Below are 3,297 nucleotides of genomic sequence, written 5' to 3'. Positions count from 1 at the left end.
TTGGGCAACTACTCCATTTCGGTCATCACGTTCAACGCTACTGAGGGTGAGAGTGGGGGTGAAAGTGAAACAGCCAGCAGACGGGGCGTCGAGCCGCAAGCGGGATTCCTCGATCCAGAAGGGGGAGACGATCTTAATACGTTTGAAACGGCAGTCGAGCCCGACGTCCCGGACGCGTTGGGCGGCGATAAGACCTCAAAGGTGATAGCAAACGCCGCCAACTGTGGAGCGGAATTCACGCCCATCGGTCCTGTCAAAGACACGCTCAACACGGGGGGGAACATCTACAACTCCATAACGGACTCAAACGTGAACACCGCATCGGCCGTCGCGAAAGATGCCAGCAATAAAGGCCTGGAGATTGGACTTGATGAGGCCGATGATAGGTTGGAGGACGCAACGAAGGTCACGAAGGCCGGCAAGTTTGTGACCAGGTGGTTGCCCGCCGCTGACTGCGCCCAGGACCTCTATGATACCTACAAGGTCATCAACAACGACACCGGGCCCGACGATGACGGGGCATCCGACAAGCGTGACAACGAAGACTGGCGGTGCACCAACAAGCCGCGGGCGACCTCACCGATCACGGGGCCCGGCGGCGTCGGCGGCGGATCCGGAGGATCCGGATTCGGCGGCGGTGGCGGCGGCGGTGACGGCGGCATCGGTGGCGGTGGCGACAGCGGTGGTGACGGTGGAGACGGCGGAGATGGCGGAGATGGTGGAGATGGCGGAGATGGCGGCGATGGTGGAGACGGTGGAGATGGCGGAGATGGCGGCGATGGTGGAGACGGTGGAGATGGCGGCGATGGTGGAGACGGCGGAGACGGCGGAGACGGTGGCGATGGCGGTAGCGGCGGTGTCGGGGACTCGACGGTGCCGACGGTGACGAACGCGACGGCGACGAACCTCGATGGTGCGAACGACGACGTCCGTGACGGCGACCGGATCCAGGTCACCGCCGACGTGGGCGACGACGATCTCGATACCGTCGACGCCATCGCCCGCGAGTTCGGGGTGAGCGAGGACGTCGATATGTTCGACAACGACTCCGATGGCACGTACGTCGCCAATTTCACCGTCGACACGAGTTCGTCGTCAATCGCTTCCGACGGCGATACCGTCGCGGTCAACGTCACCGCGCTCGACACCGCCGGGAACCGGACCTCCGTGTTGACGAACGGCCTCACCCTGAACTACTCCTCAGGCACGGCCACGAGCGCGGTCAGGCTCACAGATCACAACGGGACGGCGGACGACGCGCCGATCACCCGGCCCACGGCGAAGAGAACGGCGGTTGCTATTGCCAACGCTGACACCGGTGAAATCGAGGAGATAACCTTCGAGAACCGGTTCAGCGAGTTCTGGGCTAGCAACACCCTCGGACCGTTCGACACCATCTACGAGTGGAACGGCAAGCGGATCGGGGAGCTGACAAACGAGATACCCCGTGGCGCCTACCAGTTCGAGGTCGAGAACCCGAGTCCCGACCTCGTGCGGCGCTCGGGCGGGTCCGGCGCCGGGACGAACTACTTCACCATCGTTACCCGCGGGATGAACCCCGGCCACTACGCCCAGAACACCGAGACGACGGTGAACTTCTTCCTTGAGAGCAAGACGATGCACGTCGTCGGGCGAAACGAGACCCATGCCGACCGTCGGTTCTCCGAGCGCGTCAGCGAGCGGAGCGAGGAGCGACTCCCGGACGCGGGAATCCCACGGCGTGAGATCGTCGTCAGCAACACGACCCCCGCATCCGGCGATACCGTGACCATCTCGGCGACGGTTCACAACTTCGGCAGGGAGTACATCTCGAAGGCATTTGTCCGGTTCCTCGTCAACGGTACGGAGGTCTCAGAACAGCCGGTGTACTTCATGGAACCGGGGTCGACCCGAACGAGAGAGGTCGATTACACCGTCTCCGCGTCCGACCCGAGGGAACTCAACGTGACGGTGGTCGTTGACCCGGAGGGTAATGTTACCGAAGAGGACACAACAAACAACGGCGGAACGGTCGTCCTCAGCAAGCCAGGGGCCACGGCGGCCTTCGAGACCACGCCGAGTGCGCCGACCGTTTCCCGACCGGCCCAACTGGACGCCTCGGGCTCGACCGCTGCGGACGGGAACATCGTCTCCTATGAGTGGGATCTCGATGGCGATGGTGACGTTGACGCCAACGGATCGAGCCTCTCACACAGGTTCACCGCCGCCGGGGATCAACCTGTGACGCTCATCGTCACCGACGACGCCGGGACGACCGCGCGAACGACACGGACGATACCCGTCCTGTTGCCCCCGGAGGCCACCGCGTTCGAGGACACCACAACGCCGAGCAGCGACCGGATAACGCCGCCCGGACTGGCCGATCGCCTCCGGGTCGAATCGGACGCGGTCACGAACACGTCCGTCGAGCGAACGGCGAATGACTCGGGTGTCTACGCGCTGTCGATTGACGTGACCGGAGACGCGACGAACGTGACGTTCTATCTGAACGCGAGTGAGGTGTCGGCGGCCCTGGGCGGGCTCGAGGACGCACAGCTTCTGGTCGACGGAGAGGGGGAGTCGTTCTGGACCGAGCGCGCTGATGGTCAGCGGTGGGTGGCCTTCGTTATCGAGGAGTTCTCGACGCGACAGGTTGCGTTCGCCACCGATCCTGCCGCCCCGACCGCGGCGGTCACGGCTGCTCCGGCGACACCGAACGTCGGCGAGTCGATCACCCTGGATGCGTCGGACAGTTCCGACCCGAACGGTGACGCGCTGAGGTATGCGTGGGATCTTGACGGTGACGGCAACTACGACGACGGCTCCGGCGAGACGGTGACCGCATCGTTCGATAGCGCGGGCGAGGCCGTCGTCGGGGTGCGCGTGACTGACACGACCGGGCTGACGAACGCGACCGAGCGGACCCTCTCGATCAACGCGGTTCCGGACGCCGATTTCTCCGTCTCACCCGAGACCCCGACCGTGGGCGAATCGGTGACGCTCGACGCATCGGGGAGTACCGACAGCGACGGAGCAATCGACACCTACGAGTGGGATCTCGATGGCGACGGTAGCTACGACGACGCCACCGGGATGACGGTGACAACCGAGTTCGGGTCGTCGGGAGACATCACGGTCGGACTGCGCGTGGCCGACGCGGACGGTGCCGTCGACACGACCGAGGTGACGGTTACGGTGAACGCGCCGTCACCGACACCGACCCAAACGCCGGCCGAAACACCGACCGAGACACCGACGCCGACGGAAACGTCGACCGGTGGCCAGCCTGGCTTTGCGTTCCTGGCGACCGGGGTCGCG

Annotated in this window: 2 protein-coding genes; both read left to right on the top strand. The window is 64.7% G+C overall.

Annotated features, from left to right (window positions below; genetic code table 11):
* Window positions 1-649 precede the first annotated feature (649 nt).
* Window positions 650-886: a hypothetical protein gene (locus tag Q0925_RS03140; protein ID WP_299331842.1), complete on the top strand. Its 237-nt coding sequence runs from the start codon at window positions 650-652 to the stop codon at window positions 884-886.
* Window positions 883-3,297 (top strand): PKD domain-containing protein (locus Q0925_RS03135; protein ID WP_299331840.1); only part of this gene is annotated, 2,415 nt, incomplete at its 3' end. The genes Q0925_RS03140 and Q0925_RS03135, both read left to right, overlap by 4 nt.

The organism is Haloplanus sp. (assembly GCF_028275055.1).
In the GTDB taxonomy this organism is placed as follows: Archaea; Halobacteriota; Halobacteria; order Halobacteriales; family Haloferacaceae; genus Haloplanus.
Note: the sequence above shows the minus strand (reverse complement) of the source record. Positions and strands in the feature narration are given on the sequence as shown.